Source organism: Dyadobacter soli, from assembly GCF_900101885.1.
Classification (GTDB): domain Bacteria; phylum Bacteroidota; class Bacteroidia; order Cytophagales; family Spirosomataceae; genus Dyadobacter; species Dyadobacter soli.
In genome coordinates, this window is the sequence record NZ_FNAN01000033.1 from 1 (window position 1) to 19,939 (window position 19,939).

Genomic DNA, 19,939 nt, shown 5'->3' on the forward strand with positions numbered 1-19,939 from the left:
AATCCGGGTTTCCCCGGGCTATCCCCCAGTGATAGGTAGGTTGCATACGCGTTACGCACCCGTACGACAGTGACATTGCTGCCCCTTCGCCTTGCATGTATTAAGCCTGCCGCTAGCGTTCATCCTGAGCCAGGATCAAACTCTCCATTGTAAATGTTGTTGTAATCTTACTTCCGAAAAAGTAGATCAATGTTTCTAACGAACCTATCTTTTTGCTCTCTTCATCATGTCAAAGAACGTTGCTTCGGACTTCCCGAAACTCGTGGCGGCGATCGTTTTCGCTGCCGTTGTTCCCGATTGGGAGTGCAAAAGTGGGAGGTTTATTTTTAACATGCAAGCACCAGTCGCAAATATTTTTAAATAATTTCTCACACTTTTACTAACCATTTGATAACCAGAAACCACCGATGCGTAATTTTTTCAAAGATTTTTGAAATACTCGATCACATGCATCTTCAAAAGCGCTTCCTGTTTCAAAAGATCGCCCGGAGGAAGCGCTCTTTCCAGCTTGTAATGCGGCCAGCCATCCTTATCAACGTATTCAAGACTGTAATAAGACGACATACTTAGGACCCTGCATATTCCTATATGCATCAAATCCTGCTTCTGCTCTTTCGAAAATCGTTTCGCCCCCTGCCCAAGCTCCTGCACACCTATCAGGAAAAGCACGCCATTCAGGTCGCCCGGTTTTTTACCTACCCATTCTTCCAGCTGCCCGAGCAGATGTTCCCATTGTACTTCCAGCGGTTGGTCTTCTATATTCATTGTACTCATTAGTCCTGTTCGCGTGTAGGCAATGCCTTATATATATGATGAAATCTCAAATTGTTGCTATTTAACCAACAATGCACGCCTTATGTTCTGATTGCGGAATAATATTTGTGCGATAGCCTTCTCTTACAAGCCCTGAGATTCCGAATGCTTTTGCCGGTTTTTCCTAACTTTGGCTTTTGCTATGTATAATAAGGAATTGGAAAAGCATACAACTTTGAACCACAACGATTATCTCTCGACCTTGAATGAGCCCCAACGGGAGGCTGTGCTGCACGGAAATGGCCCTTTGATGATCATTGCGGGCGCGGGTTCAGGGAAAACCAGGGTACTGACCTACCGCATTGCGCGGCTGATCGAAACAGGTGTCGACCCTTTCCGCATTTTGTCCCTGACATTTACCAATAAAGCATCCGGTGAAATGCGCAGCCGGATCGAAGGAGCCGTAGGTACCGAGGCCCGCAATATATGGATGGGTACTTTCCACTCCGTTTTTGCCAAAATCCTCCGCATCGAGGCCCGCTACCTGGGCTATACCAGCGATTTCTCTATATATGATACCGACGATTCGAAGTCATTATTAAGGAGTATCATCAAGGAATATAATCTCGACGACAAGGTTTATAAGGCCAATGTAGTTTTCAACCGGATCTCCGGAGCGAAGAACCGGCTTATTTCGCCGGATGATTACATTAATAACCCGGTGATCCAGCAGGACGACGATGCGGCGAAAATGAAGGAGATCGGAAGGCTTTACAAAACCTACGCGACGCGCTGTTTCCAAGCCAATGCGATGGATTTCGACGACCTGCTTTTCAATACGAATGTCCTCTTCCGCGATTTCCCCGACGTATTATATAAGTACCAGCACAAGTTCCAGCACGTGATGGTCGATGAGTTCCAGGATACGAACGTTTCCCAGTACCTTATTACCAGGAAGTTGTCGGCTGTGCACCGCAATATTGTCGTCGTGGGTGACGATGCGCAGAGTATTTACGCATTCCGTGGCGCCAACATCGAGAACATTCTCAACTTCGAGAAGGATTTTCCGGATGTTCGGGTCATTAAATTGGAACAAAATTACCGATCGACCACCACGATTGTAGAAGCGGCCAATTCGGTGATCGCGCGGAACAAGTCGCAGCTTGAAAAGAAGACATTTACTTCCAATGAAGAAGGCTCGCTGATCGACGTGATCAAGGCTGGTTCGGATAACGAGGAAGGCCGGTTGATTGCTACCGCCATTTTTGAGGAAAAAATGCAGAAATCGCTTCGTAATGAGAATTTTGCGATTTTATACCGTACCAATGCACAGTCCCGCTCATTCGAAGAAGCGCTCCGGAAGCTCGGTATCAAGTACCGCATTGTAGGTGGCCAGTCTTTTTATCAAAGGAAAGAAATCAAGGACTTGCTCGCTTACCTGCGGTTTACAGTGAACCAGCGGGACGAAGAAGCCTTCAAACGGATCATTAATTTACCCAAAAGAGGCATTGGAGATACGACTGTGGCTAAAATAGCGGTAACTGCTTCCGAGAATAATGTCGCGATCTGGGATGTGGTGGCGAATATCAATCAGTTCGGTTCGGGACGTACCATTGCGCCTATCGAAGGGTTTGCGACGCTGATCAAAAGCTTCAAAATCCTGGTGGAAGAAGGCAAGGACGCCTATGAAATTTCTTCCCACATCGCCAAAGCATCCGGCATTCTGCGTGAATTATATGAAGACAAGACCGTGGAAGGCCTTTCACGCTACGAAAACGTGCAGGAATTGCTGAACGGTATCAAGGAATTTGTCGATAGCGATGAGAGCGATGACAAAACGTTGAGCGCGTTCCTTCAATCGGTGTCGCTGCTGACTAATGCAGACGAACCGGACGATAATAATGACCACGACCGGGTTACGATGATGACTATTCACTCGGCGAAAGGTCTGGAATTCAGGAATGTATTCATTGTAGGGTTGGAAGAAGACCTTTTCCCAAGCCAGATGATGCTCGAAAGCCGGCAGGATTTGGAGGAAGAAAGAAGGCTTTTCTATGTGGCGATCACGCGCGCGGAAAAGAAATTGTCATTCTCCTATGCCGAAAGCCGCTACCAATGGGGCCGCCTGAAAATGTGCGAGCCGAGCCGCTTCCTGCTGGAAGTCGATCAGAAGTACCTGAATGTGAACAGAATGGTACAAAGCGCATTGGAACGTGATACGACGCCTCCCGTGACGACTTTTGCCCGCAACCTGGTTCAACGGAAAACCGAAGCCCGGCCGGCTGCGACGGCAGCTACAAGCCATGTGCCGTCAGCCGATTTCGTTCCGACGGATACATTCGACCTGGCCGAAGGCGACAAGGTGGAGCATTTGAAATTCGGTTTCGGGGTGGTGACCAAAATGGACGTCAATGGTACCGATAGAAAAGCGACCGTCAAGTTTGACCTGGTGGGTGAAAAAACGCTGCTCCTCAGTTTCGCCAAGTTGCGCGTGCTGAAATAAATGCAGAAAATATTGATGAAGTTATTAAAATTCCAGGCTTTTTTGTGATAAATCTTACCCTAAACTTCACTGATTAAAACCATAAATTATGTTTATTGAAAACGATATTCAACAGATACAGGAAAGAGGAAGCGATTTAAGCGTCGTGGAAGAGCAAGTCCGTTATTTTGAAAAGGGCTTTCCGTTTTTGCAATTGTCGAAGGCCGCCACGGTAGGCGACGGCGTTATCAGGCTTACAGACGAAGACATCGCGCAGGTAATCAGTGAGTTCGATAAAAGTGCTGCTGATGGCGAGATTGCACTTTTAAAATTTGTACCGGCTTCGGGCGCGGCTACGCGCATGTTCAAATCGCTTTTCAGTTTTTTGCAGGAAGATAAGAAGGACAAGTCGGTGGACGAGTTCTTTACAAAACTGAAAGATTTTGCATTCTACGAGGATCTGAAAACATCTCTGGCTGTCGACGGTCATGACATCGAATCTGCCGACGAAAAAACCATAGCTTCCTACTTCCTGACGAGCAAGGGCTTAGGTTACGGAGAGCTGCCAAAAGGGCTTTTGAAGTTCCATAATTATACAGAACGCTCGCGCACGCCGCTGGAAGAGCATTTGGTGGAAGGTGCGAAATATGCGAATGCGGGCAGCAATGTGCAGATCCATTTCACAGTTTCACCCGAGCACCGCGACAAGTTCGAAAAACTCGTGGTGGAAGTGGTTCCGAGTTACCAGACGCAATATGGCGTTCGGTATATTGTATCCTTTTCAGAACAAAAAAGCTCGACGGATACCATTGCCGTTAATCTTGACAATACGCCTTTCCGCGAAAAAGACAGTTCATTGTTGTTCCGTCCTGCGGGCCACGGCGCATTGCTGGAAAACCTTGCTCAACTCGATGCGGATATTATTTTCATCAAAAATATCGACAATGTCGTGCCGGATCGCATTAAGAGTGAGACAATTACCTATAAAAAGGCGCTCGCAGGCATTGTTTTGAGATATCAGAAAAAGATCTTCGCTTACCTCGATCAACTCGCCGGAAATGCCGACACCGCATTGCTGGCAGAACTCGACGGCTTTTTCCGCAATGAACTTTGCGTGATCCCGCCCGTGGATTTTGTATCGTGGAATAACGATCAGAAGAAGGCATATTTTGTAGGAAAGCTGGATCGCCCGTTGCGTGCGTGCGGAATGGTGAAGAACCAGGGAGAGCCGGGCGGCGGCCCGTTCTGGGCTGAGAATGCGGACGGATCATCGTCACTGCAAATCGTGGAATCGGCGCAGGTGGATGTCGATAATGCGGATCAGAACAGCATTTTCAAGAATTCAACGCATTTCAATCCGGTAGACCTGGTGTGTGCGGTGAAGAATAAAAAAAGTGAGTTGTACGACCTGAAGAAATTCCGTGATCCGCTAACAGGCTTTATTACAGGTAAATCCAAAGATGGTAAGGAGCTGAAAGCGCAGGAATTGCCCGGCCTCTGGAATGGTTCGATGGCCGATTGGAACACGCTTTTCGTGGAGGTACCATTGATCACATTCAACCCGGTGAAAACGGTGAATGACCTCCTTCGCGAGCAGCACCAATAGTTTTCAATGCATACCAAATAAAAAATGGTCGGAAGCAATTCCGACCATTTTTTATTTGAGTTTAAGGTTTAGAGTTTATGGTTTAAAGTTCGTTCAGATCAGAGCCAGACTCCTAAACTTTAAACTCTTTAGCTTTGAACCGCTGCGGCTGACCGCTCATAAACTCATAAACTCTGAACTCAAAACCGTCAAGGTATTGGTAACACTTTGCTTTCTTTGAATGTCGAGAGGATGACCATCGTTTGCGTGCTGGCCACTTCTTCGATTTCGTTAATTTTTTCGAGCATCAGCTTTTGATATGTGCTGATGTCTTTGGAAATAACGCGGAGCAAAAAATCGCCTGTTCCGGTAATATGGTGACATTCAATGACTTCCGGGATGGCGTGAATCTTCTCAACAAATGACTCGGTAACAGCCTTACGGTGCCCTACGAGCGAAATCTGAACGAAAGTGCTTACGCCCAATCCTACCTTTTCAGGTTCCAGCTGCGCATGGTAGCTTTTGATGATTCCCGACTGTTCGAGCTTTTTCACGCGTTCCAGCGTTGGAGCCGGTGAAAGGCCTATTTCTTTGGATAATTGAGCGTTGGTTATTTTCGCGTTCGTTTGTAAAATCTCCAGTACTTTGCGGTCTATCTGATCTAACTTAATTATGGCCGACATTTCTCTATGACTAAGGTTTATATGACGTGCCCATTTTGGGGGACGCCGCAAAACTAATTAGTTTCCCGAAGATTCTTGTAATATTATACTGAAATTTTGTCTAAAAATAGAATTATAGTAGGTGAAATATGATTTTAGTATTGAAATATTAGGCTATTTCGATTGTAACCTGTTGTTATGATCTGGGTTACACAACATATGTTTCTATTTTTTCGAGAAAATCCTGATAAGTCTTCGTAATGCCTTCTTCAAGGTCGATGGTGTGCTTCCAGCCCAATGCGTGCAGCTTGGTTACATCCATCAGTTTCCGAGGCGTACCGTCCGGTTTATCGGTGTTCCATTTGATTTCGCCTTCATATCCTACCACTTGCTGGATCATTTCTGCCAAATGCTTAATAGTAACATCCGAACCTACACCGATATTGAGGAAGCCGGCCTCATTGTAATTCTGCATTAAGAAATAGCAGGCGGCAGCAAGATCATCCGCATGCAGGAACTCGCGTAGCGGCGAACCAGTGCCCCAAAGCTCTACAAACGGCTTTCCTTCCTCTTTTGCTTCGTGGAATTTGCGGATCATGGCCGGCAAAACGTGCGAATTGTTCAGATCGTAATTATCGTTCGGCCCGTATAAGTTAGTCGGCATAACCGAAATGAAGTTGCAGCCATATTGCGAACGGTAGGCCTCGCACATTTTGATACCTGCAATTTTCGCAATCGCGTAAGGCTCATTGGTAGGTTCCAAAAGGCCCGTCAGCAAAGAATCCTCCTGCAACGGCTGCGGCGCCAGTTTCGGGTAAATGCAGCTCGAACCGAGGAACATCAGTTTTTTTGCGTCGGCGCGGTATGCGCTGTCGATTACGTTATTCTGAATGAGCAGGTTATCGTTCAGGAACTCTGCGCGGTAAATATTGTTTGCCATAATGCCGCCCACTTTGGCAGCAGCAAGGAAGATATATTCAGGACGTTCCGCTTCGAAAAATGCCCGGACATCGGCCTGATTGCGGAGGTCGAGCTCGGAGGAAGTTCTGGTGATGATATTGTTGAATCCTTCTTGTTCCAATTTTCTGAGAATAGCAGATCCAACCATTCCCCTGTGCCCGGCAATATAAATTTTAGCGCTTTTTTCCACGGTGTTTTTTTAAATTTGTCTTGGAAATCAATATAGAAAAAACCAATTCGTTACAAAAGTAACAATCTTGCCCTGAAGAAAAATCCTATATACATGCAAAGAGTAGCACTGTTCTGCGGCTTTTTTACCATCTGTCTCTCGGTTTCCGCTTTTGCCCAGGAAGGTCAGAAGGATACTTCGACGCCCTCGTGGCTTCCCAAAGAACAGGTGAAAAAGGACACGGTAACCCGTACCAAAGACCTGAAATCCTTCGTTTCGGGCCTGGATCCGGTGGTTAACACCTCGGTACCGGGCGGTAAAGGCAAGTCCACTAACATCTCCACATTGTTCGGCGAAACAATCCCTGATCTCGGTCTTCGGGTGAAAGAATACAAGAGCCAAAAGAAAGATCGCAAAGCCCGCAAGGAAAAGGCGCGTCTTGCCAAAGTACAATATGAAGGCATTCCGATGCAGAGCATGTCGGTCAAATACGGCAGCGGAGACCGTGCCACGGTCGAGAATTTCCATGTTTTGAAGGAATTCAAACCCATGAGCGAGTACGTGCGGGCAACCGAAACGCGCTGGTATGACAAGAAATCCAGAAGACTGAGCTCCTCGCTGATCAAGGACAAAACACAGGCAATGCCGCTTCACGGTTCATATAAAAAGTACAGCGGCGAAAACCTGATCGAGGAAGGGTACTATTATATGGGTGTGAAAGATGGCCGTTGGGTGAAGTATGATACGAAATACAACCTGATCGATAAGGCCGTCTGGAACCGCGGCTTCCCCGCGGAGTCGCGCATTACGTATTACGATTCTGCGCATACGCAGGTAAAAGAGGTAATGCCTGTCGCATTTGGCGAGGTAGAGGGCGAATTCCTGCAATTTTACAAGGAGGGTCAGCTGGCCGCGAATGGCAAATATGATTCCGGTAAGAAAATAGGCCGTTGGGTGGAATATTACCAGTTCCGCCGCCAGCGCAAGAAAGAAATCCAGTATCCCAAAACGGCCTGGGAGGAGGATTTTGAGCCCTTTATTCTCCGTGAGTGGGACGACAAAGGCAAGCTGCTCTACGATTATACCAAAGATCCCCGCGCTTCCGCTGAAGAGGAGGAAACCGAAAATTAGGCTAGTGCATGGTTGAAAATCACGCCTCACCTGCTTAATTAGCACGCATGTTTTCATCTTTCCTCCGTTTTGTCAGAGAAAAAAGCTGGCTTGCATGGCTGTTGTGCCTGATACCCGTTCTCATTTATATTTGGGTATTTAAAGTTATTGCATTGAATGTCAATTACGTAGCATTCGATGACATTCTGATCCTCGGTATTATTCCCGAATTTTCGAAGGCTGATCTGGCAGGCAAATGGAAGCTGCTGACAACCCTTTTCCCCGAGCACCGGCTGGTATTCTCCCGCTCGGTAATCCTGCTACTTGAAAATACATTCGGTACGGTCAACCTGGTTTGGCCGATGATCATCGCCAATATTTGCTGGGCGCTTTGCACTTTGGTTTTCTATCGCGCATTCAGGCATTTGCGGCTTTCTGTCTGGTATTTTGTGCCGGTCATGTGGCTGTGGTTCAATATCCAGTCGTTTGAAAACATCTTCTGGGGCGTGAGCTCGCTATGCAATTTCGGGGTGATCCTTTTCGTGCTTTGTGCGCTGTATTTTGCGGCTTTCAAGCCTGAGCGGGCTGCTGTTTCGCTGCTTTTCGCCGTCGCAGCGACATTTACCTACGGCAACGGCCTGATGGTTTTCCCGGTAATAGGTTTGCTGTTTTTGCTGGGCGGTTATAGAAAGCAATTTTTTATAACATTGGCGACGACGCTCATCATCGCAGTCATTTATTTCATCGATTTTACCCCCATTACCCAAAACCTCGACTTCTCAAACCCGCAGCAGGTCAAGGAAGGGTTCTTTGGTTTCTTCGGTTTTATCGGCTCCTGGGCGACGCTTAGCGCATACGGTACGCCGACGGCGGGATTATACAAGGCATCCGTAATGGGTATGCTGATGATCGCGGGATTGCTTTTGTTATACCGAAAACAATACGTTCCGCTCTGGAACTCGACCTGGCTGAAAGGGCGATATGCCAATCAAACGGCCCTTTTTGCGCTGGCAATAGCTATTTTCACAGGCATTACTGCTCTCGCGCTTACGTACAAGCGCATTCCCACGGATACATTCGAGGGGATGTTTAAAGGTCGTTACCGCATGTACTCGACGCTCTGGTGCATTGCATTGTATTTTGGTTTTCTTGCTATTGTACAAAATGCGGCCAGGAGAAAATTCGCGCCCGGAATGCTGGTAGCGGCAATTGTAATGAACCTCTTGCTGGTACACAGCAACTTCGCCGAGGCCGTGAACAACCGCCGCGCGGCCATTGCGCAGGAGTTCAATGCGCGCTACAATGCCGACTGGCTGGGTATTCGCATGTTTTCCATGGACCAGCAGCATTATGAAAAGATCCGCTCCTACTACCGCTCCGCCGATCCGCTGGCTGAAAACTGGAACCCGCGGGCCGATTCAGTTTCGTGCGACAGCATTTATCCACCGGATGAAATCGGGTTGCTGGGAGAACATATCGTAATAGGTTTTCACCAGGATTTTTTCAAGGCGGAAAAAGATTACTCCGACGGCGCTTACGTGATTCTTAAATCAACGGAGCATGTATACGCAGCGCAGCCGAACCAGGCTTCCGTGCCTTTGAAAACGACGCTTCGGCGCGGGATGTATTTCAATAAGGGTATCAATGCCAGTTTTCACTCGGCTAATGTCGAGCCTGGGATTTACAAAATTTACCTTCTTGTGCGTAAAAATGGGCAGAACACCCTTTACTGCACCGGCAAAACCTGGGAGGAAAAGCAGTAATCAGTATTTGTTGTGTACGCTGGTGAGAATGCGTTCTACTTCCTGGCGGACATCGGCCGTAGGTTTGGTGAAATTGTTATTCATAAAACTGAAAACCAGTACTTTGCCTTTTTTCGTGATCAAATAACCGCTCAGGTTGTAGACATTACTCAGGCTGCCTGTTTTGGCAAAAATAAATGGTGGTTCCTCTTTAAAAAGGTTCTTCAGGGTTCCGCTCTTCCCTCCTGCCGGCAATATTTTGAACAACCTTTCCTGCGGCACCTTCGCGTAAATTTTTTGCAGCAATGCTACCATTGTTCGGGGCGTGAAGAGATTGTAACGACTCAGTCCGGAGCCGTCTTTCCAGATCGGTTTATCGGGTAAATCGGCCAAATGGTGCTCTATGGCGTGCTTAATGGCCTTTTCCGAGCTCAATGGCAGCTTGTTGGCAGTGGCGTAAATAAGCATGAGTTGCTCGGCCAGCATATTGTCGCTTACCTGCATCATGCGCGTGTAAAGCGAATCGGACGGAATGCTGTTCACGGTCTGCAACTCGATTTCCAGCGGGATATTGATCAGTTTGATCTCTTTTTTCAATGTATCGCTCAGCAGTTGCAGCATCAGCTGGTCGGTCATATGCACCGGCACGTCGCGCGTAACCGCTTTTGAACCTGCTGCTTTCGGATAATGAAATACATTCTGCAATTCCTCCCGCTCGATCCCCGAAACGGCCGTGTCCTGTACCATTGATTTATCCCAGAAACGTGGATTGGCCTGGTATTTCCCTGCCGGGGAGCTTTTAAAACGGGCGATATTGCCGTAAATCGGCATGGCGGTCACCTCGGGCTGGTAGTAATCATTATAGTCGCTCCATGCCCAGCCAGGGCCGAAACGTTTGTTTTCGAAGTGAAACGGCGTAAAAAATATCTGGTCCTTGCGGCCTTTGAGAAAATCGTAAACCTTGCTGTGCGGTAAATCCGGGTGCAAAAGCGAAGGGTCGCCGGTGCCGCGGATGAGGAGCAATTCACCCCATTCGAGGTATTCGAGGCCGGGAATGGAGTCGCTGAGCGCGGATAAGCCTGCGTAGAAGCTGAAAAGTTTGGTATTGGATGCAGGAATGAAATACTTATTGTCCTGGTAACCGGCCAGCGACTTCTGATCGCCGATGCGCGCAATAGAAACGCCGGTATGCTGCTGACTGAGAACCGCCGAGCGGTCGATTTCGCGTTTCAGGTAATGGGAGGCCGAGCAGCCCGATAATGCAATGATACTGATAAAGAAGAGCAGCGTGCGCATGGAAACGGGTTAAATTGAACTTTAAACAAAGATAATATTTTCGTTGTATTGACAAATTAGTGGGTGAAGATGCAATTACTTTGTAAAAACTGATCACCACACCAAATTCTGATGACTGATATCCGGTCTGTCCTGAAACAATATTGGGGTTACGACGCATTCAGGCCGTTCCAGGAAGATGCCATCCGGGCGGTCCTGAACGGTATGGACACGCTGGTACTGCTTCCGACCGGGGGCGGGAAATCCATTTGTTTCCAGGTGCCGGTAATGGCCTCGGAAGGCGTTTGCATTGTGGTAACCCCGCTTATCGCGCTCATGAAAGACCAGGTGGAGCAGCTCAAACGCAGGCATATTCCTGCCGCGGCGATCCATTCCGGCATGAGCAAGACGGAGATCGACGTTACACTGGATAATTGCATTCACGGCAATACTAAGTTCCTTTACGTGTCGCCCGAGCGCCTGCGTACGGATATTATGATCGCGCGCACGAAGCGTATGAAGGTGTGCCTGCTCGCGGTCGACGAGGCGCATTGTATTTCGGCATGGGGCTACGACTTCCGCCCTTCCTACCTCCTTATCGCCGAATACCGGAAGCTTTTACCCAAAGTGCCGGTGATGGCGCTCACCGCCACCGCCACCGAAGAAGTACGGGCCGACATTCTCGATAAGCTCGAAATGCGCAATGCGCGGGTGTTTAAACAATCGTTCGCGCGCGCTAACCTATCCTATTCCGCATTTCCGGAAGAAAGCAAGGAGCGGAAATTAATACAGATTTTACGTAATGTGCAGGGAACGGGTATCGTATACGTTCGCACCCGGAAGCGTACAAAAGACCTCGCCGACTGGCTGAACCGCCAGGGTATTTCGGCAACGAGCTACCATGCAGGCTTGCTTTTCAAAGACCGTTCGGAGCGGCAAACGGCATGGATCCAGAACCGGATTCGCATTGTCGTGGCGACGAATGCATTCGGAATGGGCATCGATAAGCCGGATGTCCGCGCGGTAATCCATTTTGACTTGCCCGACAACCTGGAAGCCTATTACCAGGAAGCTGGACGCGCGGGACGGGACGAAAAAAAGGCTTACGCCGTCGCGCTTTTCAACAAAATCGATCTCGAAGAACTTATCGACAGTATCGAGCGGAAATATCCGCCGGTGGAAATGCTCCGGCGTGTGTATCAGGCACTCGCGAATTACTACAAACTAGCGACCGGTGCCGGGGAGTTGTCTGGCTTCGATTTTGATATTCAGGATTTTGCGGGAATATTCGGCTTGCCGGTGAATGAAACGCATTATGCATTAAAACTCCTTGAAGAAGAGGGTTTTGTGCAGCTCAGTGAGAGCTTCGGCGATGCTTCGAAAATCCATTTCCTGGTTGATAACCGGCAATTGTACGACTTTCAGATACGTTACCAGGAGCTGGATTCGTTTATCAAACTGATCTTGCGGATGTATGGCGGCGAGCTTTTTACGGAGTATGTGCGCATTTCGGAAACGGAACTGGCGCAGATCCATTTTGCCTCCGTACCCGAGGTCCTGAGGAAGCTGAAATTCCTGGCCGAACGTGAAATTATCGACTACGAACCCCGGAAAGACAAGCCCCAGCTCACATTTCTGACACCGCGCTATGATGCTTCTTTACTTCCGCTGAATGTTTTTGAAATACAAAAAAAGAAAGACCGGGACCTTCAAAAGGCGCAGGCTGTAATTCGTTACGCGTCACATACTAAACGGTGCCGGACTTTGCTTTTGTTGGAATATTTTCACGAATTCGATGCGGAGGAATGCGGTGTGTGCGACATATGCATTCAAAACCGAAAGAATGAGGCGATCAATCAAGCCGGTTTGGCCGACCTGATCACCGACTTTTTGAACCGTGAGGGCCCGATGTTGCCTGCGGAACTCAGCCGAGCATTTGAAAACCTGCCCGGCGATGCGTTTCTGAAAACATTGCAAGAATTAATCCAGGAGGAAGCGATCCATTACAACGAACAGGGAATGCTGACCCCGACTAACAAAACTCAACTTTGAAAACCTCATTACTTACCACAGTACTGTGCCTGCTGATGACGGCGCAATGCGTTGTCGCGCAGCAGATTCCCGGCATGCAATTCAGTAATTACGGCGGCTTGTACCGCGCTACTTACAATCCGTCGGTATTGGGCGGCCCGAGGCACAAGTTTCAGATCAATGTCCTCACGCTCGGAGGGAGCATTAAGTACCGCTATTTCCGCTTCATCGGTGAAAACTCGTTCCTCTACCCCATTCTTGCGCCGCATTCGACCAAGGAACTTTACGGCCGTTCGCGTACGATGGGCTCGCTTACCTACAAAGACCCCATTTTTCTAACGGGTGAAATCCGCTGGCCATCGGCTTCTTTTGCATTGGGCAAATACCACGGCGTGGCGGTGCAGCTGCGCACGCGCGGTTTTGTGCTGGGGCGCAATATCCCTTCCGCGATCGATAATTTGTATATGAAAAGGCTGGATACCGGCAGCACGCCGCCGCTTTCCAATGAGGCCTGGGGCGATTTCAGCCTTGTTCAGCAAAGCTTTTCGGACCTCAGCTTTTCCTACGGCGCACAATTGCTCGATATCGAAGGGCATAAGTTCCGCGTAGGCGTAACTGTAAAACGCGTTTTCGGTGCACGTGTGGCCTATTTGAGAGGTAATGCGGACCGTTACAGCATTAACCCGGTAAGCAGCACCGACCCGGATATCAGCCAGTTGGAAATCGATAACCTCACCTACGAAAGCGGGTACAGCACGCCGAACCGGAAGGCAGGGATCGGAAATCTGTTCAGTTCCGATAAATATGGTGCCGGCTGGGGCTATGACCTTGGTTTTTCTTATGAAATCGGCTCGGTTTGGAGTGGTCGCAAGGAAGTTTATAACGACAGCCCGGATTACCTCGTCCGCATTGCGGGCTCATTGACGGATGTGGGGTCGGTGAAATACAAAACTTCGGATTCAAGGGTCGTGAGCGGAACGCATAGCGATGTGGTTGTGCGCCAGACGGAACTTGAAACGATCAGTGACCGTGGTCCTGAGGGCTTCATGAGCCTTTTTCCGGGTGATACCAGCACCGCATTCGCTCAAAAGGTAAAATTGCCGCAGGCGCTCAACCTGGAAGCCGATATCCAGGTTTTCAATGGCTTCTTCCTGAACCTCGCACAGACCAGCCGTTTGAAAAGCGGTGGCACGAACTCATTAGATATGTATGTGCCTAATACTTTTATCGTTACGCCACGCTTTGAGGATGAGGATTCGGGCCTTTCGTTCCCGATCTCGTTCATTAAGGGAAATAACCGGCCTTCCATTGGCCTCGCTGGGCATTTCGGACCGGTTTTTCTCGGTTTCAGTAATGTGAACGGCCTCATGAAAAGCGGCGGCGCACGCGGCAGCATGATGTACATCGGCTTTACCGCGTGGAAATCATCTCGTAAAAAAGACAAGGATTGATATGAAAACATCGTCTGCCCTGATCCTTTTAGCAGTTCTCTTCCCCCTGATGCTGCTCGGGCAGCATGATCAGCACGCTAATCACACGGTTGCGGCGGACGTGGAGCCGCAGCCCTTGCTCGCGCAGGCGATGCGCTTACAGGAGGCCTTGTCCTTCTCCGGAAATGCATTGCAGGCGGCCGACGCGGCGAAGTTGAAAGCATTGGAAAACGGCGCATTATCGAAAGCGACCGTGGCGCAAATCCAGTCCATTCTCGATCCCTATTGCCTGAATGTAGTGCATATTAATCCCGAAGGTCGCGTCAAAGTGGACCGGGGCGCAGCGAAAGCGGGGCTGGTGCAAGGCGGCTGGACGGCTTTTTTGGTCAAAATCCACAACGAAGCGGGCATTACGGCGAAGTTCGAGGCTACCAGCCCGAATGCGTTGAAGCCTTATCACTCCCCTTCTTTCGAGCACAGGGTCAAAAAGGAGCACGAGCTTACCGAGGGGCAGGTCGCCAATCGTTTTCTCGACATTCAGATTTATGCCGGAAGGCCTTTGCATGCGAATTTGTCCGGTTTGAAACTCGAATATGCGGTGGTTCAGATCTTTTCCAAGGATGCGGGCAAGCGTGAGGCGGAAATCGCTTACAATGCAGGCCAGGGCTCGCAGGACGTCGGTTTCCGGAATTCTACCCATATTTTATTTGATGTAAAACCTGCGGTAAAAGTCAGTTTTGATGTAAAAGACGACGACGGAACGCCCACTATGGCTTCCTTCCTGATCACCGACGGTCAGGCGCACGCTTCCGGCAAGTTCAAAGGCATTTATCCCCTCCCATCGCGCCGCGTGGCCGCATTCGACGAATACCCCGATTTCTTTTTCCAACCACAGATTTACAGAAAAAGCGGCGAGCACGTGATATTGCCGCCAGGCAAATACAAGGTTACCTACACCCGCGGGCCCGAATACGTCCCGCAGACAAAAGAAATCACGGTCCCCGACGGTAAGGCCTCTCTGGATGTATCATTTCAGCTAAAACGCTGGATACAGCTCGCGAAACTGGGCTGGTATAGTGCCGATCACCACATTCATGCGGCTGGTTGCAGCCACTATGACAGCCCTACCGAGGGCGTCGATCCGAAAGATATGTTCCGGCAGGTGCTGGGCGAGGATTTGAATATGGCGGCCAATCTGGCCTGGGGGCCGAGTTGGTACCATCAAAAGACGTTCTTCACAGCCAAGGATCACCCGCTTTCGGGCAAGAAAACCATTATGCGGAACGACGTGGAGGTTTCGGGCTTTCCTTCGTCGCACGCAGGGCATATTGTTCTGCTGAGGATTAAAGAAGACGATTACCCCGGCACGACCACCATTGAGCAATGGCCCAGCTGGACCGCGCCGGTGCTTTCGTGGGCCAAAAAGCAGGGCGGTGTGGTCGGTTATGCACATTCGGGCTGGGGATTGGAGCCGATGGAGCCGACCAGCAAATTGCCGAATTACATTACTCCCAAAATGGACGGCATCGGCGCCGTTGAATATGTGGTAACCGTCACCGACGGCCTGATCGACTTTTTCAGCGCCGGTGATACTCCGGCACCCTGGGAGCTCAATATGTATTACCACACGCTCAATTGCGGCTTTAAAACGCGTTTGAGCGGCGAAACCGACTTCCCCTGCATTACGGACGCCCGCGTAGGCCAGGCGCGAAGCTACTTTAAACCTAAAAATGCGATGGATTACGACGGTTACGTGGAGGCGATCCAGCTCGGCAGAAGCTACGTTTCCGATGGCAAATCACATATTATGGATTTCAAAGTCGAGGACGTGGAGGCTGGTACCGGCGAAAGCGAACTAGCTTTAAAATCGCCCGGAACCGTAAATGTAACAGCGAAACTAGCCGCTTACCTGCCGGAAAAACAAGACAGCATCGGTGGAAAAATCGCTAAATCACCCATTCTCGACAAACCGTACTGGGATATCGAACGGTCGCGGGTCGGGCAATCGCGGACTGTGCGTGCGGAGCTGATATTGAACGGGGTTCCCGTGGATACGGTTGAAATACAGGCGAATGGAAAGTTAAACGATGTCAATTTTTCGGCTAAAATTTCCAGATCCTGCTGGCTGGCGGTGCGCATTTATCCGAGCTCGCATTCCAATCCGGTTTTTGTGAAGGTCAATAACCAGCCCATTGTTGAAAAGCAAAGTGCGGAATGGTGCCTTGCGGCGTTGGAGCAATGCTGGAAAATGAAGCAGCCCAATATCCGCGCCGAGGAGCGAAACGCGGCTGCGGAAGCTTACGAAAAAGCACGGAAAGTTTATCGGGAATTGATCGCCAACGGGAAGTAAATAAATGCTAACCTGGCGTCGTTTCAGAGCAGTTGAAGTGCTACTCAGGCGTAGTTTCGGCCTTTTTAGAACGGAATAGCCCTCCTATCCGGCTGAACATCCGTTTTTCGAACTCCCAGAAAAACGAGAACTTGCCCCAGATCCAGCCCCACGCGAGCAAAATGACCTGGTATAGTGGCAATATGATGAGGATATTGACGGTCCAGCGCAGCCAGCCGGGAGAATTTTCCGTCAGCCCGATCAGCTCGAAAAGCCAGCGTTTGACATAAAGGACCGAAAAACCGGTACATGCAAAAACGACCAGAATGATGAGTACATCCCACCCATTCCGGACGTTCCAGCGTTGTTTCAGTTTTTCGATCATGCGATGTTATTCGTGAAAGAAATCCAGGTGTTCGGGCTTGATCACCTCTTTATCCAAAGTTAAGAATTCTTCCCAAAAAGCATCGTTCGGAACACCTGCGCGGCAGATAACCGGCTCTTTTTTAACAGGATGCTCGAAGTACAGCCTCCGTGCGTGCAGGTTGATGCTGCCATCCGGGTTGCCTTTGGGAAACCCGTATTTGACGTCCCCGCGAATCGGGCAATTCATCGATGCCAGCTGTACGCGGATCTGGTGCGGCCTGCCGGTAACCGGCATCACTTCTAGCAAATGGAATTTATTGATCTCGCCTACCCACCGGTACGAAAGCTCGGCGCGCTGCGAGCCTGGTACTTCCTGGTCGTGCGCGGTAGTGACATTGCGGGCTTCGTTTTTGGTAAGCCAATGCACGAGTTTGCCCTTCTTTTCGGCGGGTTTGTTTTTCACAACTGCCCAATAGGTCTTCTGAACGTCGCGCTTGCGGAAAATCTCGTTCATGCGTTCGAGCGCCTTGGAGGTGCGTGCGAATACCACGAGCCCGCTCACGGGGCGGTCCAGCCGGTGTACGGTGCCGAGAAATACCGCTCCCGGCTTGTCATACTCCTCCTTAATATAGTCTTTGACCATATCGAGCAGGCACGTATCGCCGGTAACATCGGCCTGAACCAGGATACCCGGCTCCTTATTGACGATGATCAGGTGATTATCTTCGTAAACAACCCGAAAAGGTTTTTTAGCCATATTATTAATTTAATACTTTTTAAAAGGTCAATATGATTCCGATTCGTTCGGAAACGATTTGCCTTTCACATCTGAAATATAATTAGTGATGGCGTCGGTCATGACACCATTCAAATCGGCATAATGGCGCAAAAAGCGCGGTTTGAATGCCTTGTTAATGCCCAGCAAATCGTGGATTACGAGCACCTGGCCATCTGCATGAGGCCCGGCTCCGATTCCGATCGTAGGGATATTTACACTCTCCGAAACCTGCTTGGTCAACTTGGACGGGATTTTTTCCAATACCATTGAAAAGCAGCCCACTTCTTCCAGCATTTTGGCGTCTTCGAGTAATTTTTGTGCTTCCGCTTCCTGCTTTGCACGCACCGTATAAGTCCCAAACTTGTAAATGGATTGCGGCGTAAGCCCCAAATGGCCCATCACGGGTACGCCCGCGCTCAATATGCGCGTGATAGAATCCTTCACTTCCAGGCCGCCTTCGAGCTTCACGGCATGCGCGCCCGATTCTTTCATGATCCGGATTGCGGAATTCAATGCCTCGCGGGAATTGCCCTGGTACGAGCCAAACGGCAAATCCACGACAACTAATGCACGTTTCACCGCCCGCACTACGGACGATGCGTGGTAAATCATCTGATCGATCGTGATCGGCAGGGTTGTTTCGTGGCCGGCCATGACATTGGAAGCAGAATCGCCCACCAAAATCAGCTCGACGCCGGCTGCATCCACGATCCCCGCCATCGAGTAATCGTAGGCGGTAAGACAGGTTATTTTTTCGCCACGGTTCTTCATTTCCTGAATCACGTGGGTCGTAATGCGCTTGATATCAGCAGTATGTACAGACATGGTGGTTATCGGTAATGGTAATCGAAATTTTAGAATCTGAGCGGGCATCGCCCGATCAAAAGTCATCAAGTGTGGTCGAGTGTACCGGCTATTACCTGTGTATCAGCCAGTTTTCGGGGTTCAGTCGCGAGGTATTTTTCCAGATCTGGAATTGCAATTCTGAGGTGCCGTCGCTGTCGGTGGCTACCCGGCCGATATTTTCACGGGCTTTCACTTTTTGTCCTGCCCGTACGGCAACGCCGGTCATTTTAGCATAAATCGTCATATAATTACCGTGCTGGATTGCTACCACACTGCCCATTCCGGGCAGTTCGGTCACGTCGAGCACCGTTCCGTCGTAAACCGACCGTACCGGCTCTCCGGCGGTCGTCTGAATGTCTACACCCAGGTTATCCACCATCACCCCTTTCAAAACAGCGTGTGGCCGCTGCCCGAAATGGCTGGAAACAAAGCCCTTTACCGGCCACGGCAGGCGGTTCTGCGAAGCCGTGAACGATGACGCCAATGTGGTTTCTTCCTCGCTCATACCGCTCGAAACAACCGGCTCCTCTTCCACTTCTTTCGGCGCTTCTACGGCAGCCTCGCCTTTCTTCTCTCGTTCGGCATTCTCGCGGGCGATTCTTTCCCGTTCGGCTTTCCTGCGTGCTTCCCGTTCTTCCCGCTCACGGCGCTCTCTTTCAAGGCGTTCTCTCCGCTCACGCTCGGCAATGCGGCGAATACTCGATTCCAGGAGATCGGTAGCACGTTTATTTTCAGCAATTTGCTTTCTCAGCTCCACTTCCTTCTGCGAAAGCTCCTTGATCACCTCGTTCTGTTTTGTTTTCAGGCCTTCGAGCTTCGTATTCTCGGTAACCCGCGTATCGAGTACGTTTTTCTGCTGGCTCTTTTTAGAAGTAATGCGCTGGCGTTCAGCCATTACCTGTTTTTGTAATACATCTATCTCCTTTGCGCGGCCCTGACGTGCCTCGGTATACTGTTTCAAATACTTATACCTCAGCACAAACTGGTTGAAAGTACCCGCCGAGAACAAGAAAACAAGTTGATTGAAATAGGCGTTCCGTTTCGATGCCTCGTAAATCATGTGGCCGTACTCCTCTTTCAGCACCGCAAGGCTGCTATCCAGCGCCTGACGCCGCTTTTCGAGCACTTTTAGTTCACGGTCGAGGATTTCGAGATCGTCGGTGAGGAGGTCGATCTGCTTTTTATAGGTGTTGATTTGCTGGTTGAGCGCTTTGAGTTGGCCGAGGTTGACATTCTTCTGGGAAGAAGTCTGTTTCAAAATGTTTTGTATTTCCTTGATTTTGCCCTGGTTTTCAGCCTTTTCGAGCTCCAACTGCTCGCGGGTCTTCTGTGCGAAGGCACCTGCGCATGCACAAAGCACGAATGTAAGCACTAACCAAAAACGACGGCTACCAGGGGTACGAAAGGGCATAATATTGATT

General features: G+C 49.6%; 15 protein-coding genes and 1 rRNA gene. 7 read left to right on the forward strand and 9 right to left on the reverse strand.

What is annotated here, in order from left to right:
• Both BLQ88_RS34725 and BLQ88_RS34730 read right to left on the reverse strand, forming a co-directional pair.
• Positions 1–151, reverse strand: a 16S ribosomal RNA gene (locus BLQ88_RS34725); the annotation flags it as partial.
• A gap of 269 nt (positions 152–420) precedes the next feature.
• The gene (locus BLQ88_RS34730; RefSeq protein ID WP_090157623.1) at positions 421–765 is read right to left on the reverse strand and encodes a hypothetical protein; all 345 of its coding nucleotides are present in this window, start codon (positions 763–765) and stop codon (positions 421–423) included.
• Between the two features lie 190 nt (positions 766–955).
• On the opposite strand from BLQ88_RS34730, the gene BLQ88_RS34735 reads away from it, so the two are divergent.
• The gene (locus BLQ88_RS34735) at positions 956–3,256 is read left to right on the forward strand and encodes an ATP-dependent helicase (protein WP_090157624.1); all 2,301 of its coding nucleotides are present in this window, start codon (positions 956–958) and stop codon (positions 3,254–3,256) included.
• An 88-nt stretch (positions 3,257–3,344) separates the two neighbouring features.
• Complete coding sequence (locus BLQ88_RS34740; protein ID WP_090157625.1) at positions 3,345–4,841, forward strand: DUF4301 family protein; 1,497 nt, start codon at positions 3,345–3,347, stop codon at positions 4,839–4,841.
• 188 nt (positions 4,842–5,029) lie between these two features.
• Here BLQ88_RS34740 and BLQ88_RS34745 read toward each other — a convergent pair whose 3' ends face one another.
• Positions 5,030–5,503 carry an Lrp/AsnC family transcriptional regulator gene (locus tag BLQ88_RS34745; RefSeq protein ID WP_015813234.1) on the reverse strand — a complete coding sequence of 158 codons (474 nt, stop codon included), beginning with the start codon at positions 5,501–5,503 and terminating at the stop codon, positions 5,030–5,032.
• A 187-nt stretch (positions 5,504–5,690) separates the two neighbouring features.
• A complete protein-coding gene (gene fcl, locus BLQ88_RS34750; protein WP_090157626.1) occupies positions 5,691–6,632 on the reverse strand; it encodes a GDP-L-fucose synthase in 942 nt (313 codons plus the stop codon).
• Positions 6,633–6,725: 93 nt separating this feature from the next.
• Between fcl and BLQ88_RS34755 the strand changes: the two genes are divergently transcribed.
• On the forward strand, positions 6,726–7,742 hold the full coding sequence (locus tag BLQ88_RS34755; protein WP_090157627.1) for a toxin-antitoxin system YwqK family antitoxin: 1,017 nt from the start codon (positions 6,726–6,728) through the stop codon (positions 7,740–7,742).
• A 47-nt stretch (positions 7,743–7,789) separates the two neighbouring features.
• Entirely contained in the window at positions 7,790–9,484 is a 1,695-nt protein-coding gene (locus BLQ88_RS34760; protein WP_090157628.1) for a hypothetical protein, read from the forward strand.
• On the opposite strand, the gene dacB is transcribed toward BLQ88_RS34760, so the two are convergent.
• On the reverse strand, positions 9,485–10,759 hold the full coding sequence (dacB, locus tag BLQ88_RS34765; protein WP_090157629.1) for a D-alanyl-D-alanine carboxypeptidase/D-alanyl-D-alanine endopeptidase: 1,275 nt from the start codon (positions 10,757–10,759) through the stop codon (positions 9,485–9,487). It abuts the gene before it with no gap.
• A gap of 111 nt (positions 10,760–10,870) precedes the next feature.
• On the opposite strand from dacB, the gene BLQ88_RS34770 reads away from it, so the two are divergent.
• Genes BLQ88_RS34770 through BLQ88_RS34780 form a run of 3 tightly spaced genes read left to right on the forward strand, consistent with a single transcriptional unit; the run spans position 10,871 to position 16,549 of the window.
• A complete protein-coding gene (locus BLQ88_RS34770) occupies positions 10,871–12,790 on the forward strand; it encodes a RecQ family ATP-dependent DNA helicase (RefSeq protein WP_090157630.1) in 1,920 nt (639 codons plus the stop codon).
• Positions 12,787–14,220 (forward strand): DUF5723 family protein, encoded by a 1,434-nt coding sequence (locus BLQ88_RS34775; RefSeq protein WP_090157631.1) that lies wholly within the window; start codon positions 12,787–12,789, stop codon positions 14,218–14,220. Before BLQ88_RS34770 ends, BLQ88_RS34775 begins: the two co-directional genes overlap by 4 nt.
• A gap of 1 nt (position 14,221) precedes the next feature.
• Positions 14,222–16,549, forward strand: a complete 2,328-nt coding sequence (locus BLQ88_RS34780) for a CehA/McbA family metallohydrolase (RefSeq protein WP_229212988.1) — start codon at positions 14,222–14,224, stop codon at positions 16,547–16,549.
• A 40-nt stretch (positions 16,550–16,589) separates the two neighbouring features.
• Here BLQ88_RS34780 and BLQ88_RS34785 read toward each other — a convergent pair whose 3' ends face one another.
• The 4 genes from BLQ88_RS34785 to BLQ88_RS34800 form a co-directional block, all read right to left on the reverse strand.
• Positions 16,590–16,913, reverse strand: a complete 324-nt coding sequence (locus tag BLQ88_RS34785) for a DUF6787 family protein (protein ID WP_090157632.1) — start codon at positions 16,911–16,913, stop codon at positions 16,590–16,592.
• A gap of 6 nt (positions 16,914–16,919) precedes the next feature.
• Positions 16,920–17,651, reverse strand: coding sequence for an RluA family pseudouridine synthase (locus BLQ88_RS34790; protein WP_090157633.1), 732 nt, complete (start codon positions 17,649–17,651; stop codon positions 16,920–16,922).
• Positions 17,652–17,678: 27 nt separating this feature from the next.
• Complete coding sequence (gene panB / locus BLQ88_RS34795) at positions 17,679–18,497, reverse strand: 3-methyl-2-oxobutanoate hydroxymethyltransferase (RefSeq protein ID WP_090157634.1); 819 nt, start codon at positions 18,495–18,497, stop codon at positions 17,679–17,681.
• A gap of 91 nt (positions 18,498–18,588) precedes the next feature.
• Positions 18,589–19,929 (reverse strand): murein hydrolase activator EnvC family protein, encoded by a 1,341-nt coding sequence (locus BLQ88_RS34800; protein ID WP_090157635.1) that lies wholly within the window; start codon positions 19,927–19,929, stop codon positions 18,589–18,591.
• Between the last annotated feature and the right edge of the window lie 10 nt (positions 19,930–19,939).